Origin of the sequence: Mycolicibacterium canariasense (genome assembly GCF_002101555.1) — a bacterium.
GTDB classification, from domain to species: domain Bacteria; phylum Actinomycetota; class Actinomycetes; order Mycobacteriales; family Mycobacteriaceae; genus Mycobacterium; species Mycobacterium canariasense.
The window spans coordinates 1-1,483 of record NZ_LQOL01000015.1 but is presented as its reverse complement, the minus strand read 5'-3'; the positions used below and the strand labels follow the sequence as shown (position 1 = coordinate 1,483).

Sequence of the window (1,483 nt, the reverse complement as noted above, 5' to 3'; positions counted from 1 at the left end):
GAGAAATTGTCAAGACCTGTGGATCGGGTGTTTCAGGCGACCTCCGTTCCGGCATGCTGATCGCCGTCTGAGGTCGGTTGTGGTGGGGTGATGTCGGTGGGTCGTTCGAGCAGTTTTCCTTTGTGGAAGACCGCTCCGGCGCGCACGAGGGCGACCAGGTGTGGGGCGTTGACGGCCCTCCAGCGGGCATGGGCAGCATCGATCAGCTTGTAGGCCATGGCAATCCCGGCCGCACGCGATCCAGGCCCCTTGGTAACTTTCGTCCTCAAACGCACTGTGGCAAAGGTCGATTCGATCGGATTCGTGGTTCGCAGGTGGATCCAATGTTCGGCCGGATAGTGGTAGAACTCCAACAGCACATCGGCGTCGTCCACTATCTTGGCGACCGCCTTGGGATACTTGGCGCCGAAGTCGACCTCGAAGGCCTTGATGGCAACCTGGGCTTTGTCGATGTCCTCGGCGTTGTAGATGTCCTTGATCGACGCCAACGCGGCCGGGTGCGCTGACTTCGGCAACGCAGCAAGCACATTGGCCTGTTTGTGGAACCAGCAGCGCTGTTCTCTGGTAGCCGGGAATACCTCGCGGACCGCCTTCCAGAACCCCAGTGCGCCGTCGCCGACCGCGAGCACCGGGGCGGTCATCCCGCGACGCTTGCAGTCGCGCAACAGATCCGCCCACGACTCCGTGGACTCCCGATAACCGTCGGTGATCGCGACGAGCTCCTTGCGGCCGTCAGAGCGCACGCCGAGCATCACCAGCAGGCACAGCTTCTCCTGGTCCAAACGCACCTTGAGGTGAATGCCGTCGACCCACAGATAGACGTAGTCGCTGCCGGAGAGATCCCGGGCGGCGAAGGTACGGGCCTCGTCTTGCCACTGGCTGGTCAGTCGGGTGATCGTGGTGGCCGACAGCCCGGCGCCGGACCCGAGGAACTGCTCGAGCGCCGGCCCGAAATCGCTGGTCGACAACCCGTGCAGATACAGCAGTGGCAGCACCTCACTCATCTGCGGAGACTTGCGCGCCCACGCGGGCAGGATCGCCGAGGAAAACCGCTGCCGCTCACCGGTATCGGGGTCGACCCGTTTGTCGTTCACTCGCGGTGCTTTGACCTCGACGGCGCCGGCCGCGGTCAGCACCTCGCGGGCCTGGTGATAGCCATTGCGCACCACCAGCCGGCGGCCGTCCTCGTCGAGTTGGTCGGCGAACTGCTCCACATAGGCGGCGACTTCGGCCTGCAGCGCCGCGGCCAGCATCTGGCGGGCACCGTCGCGGACGATCTCATCGAGCAACGACCGGTGGCCGGCCGTCTTGTCGTTGGCCTCCCGGGCATCGTGAACTACGGTGAGCATGGGCGTACCTTCCCAACCAGCGCGCCAACGCCGGTCTTGATCAGAGCTACTGGACTTTCAGATCATCCTCGGGAAGGTGCGCCCACTTTCACGCCGCCTCGCCGAGGCTCATCCACAGGTTCTGATCATTGCTC

1 protein-coding gene is annotated in these 1,483 nt (G+C 64.1%); it reads right to left on the bottom strand.

What is annotated here, in order from left to right; translation table 11 throughout:
* Nucleotides 1-32: 32 nt before the first annotated feature.
* Entirely contained in the window at nt 33-1,349 is a 1,317-nt protein-coding gene (locus AWB94_RS01730) for an IS256 family transposase (RefSeq protein WP_054430305.1), read from the bottom strand.
* Nucleotides 1,350-1,483 lie beyond the last annotated feature (134 nt).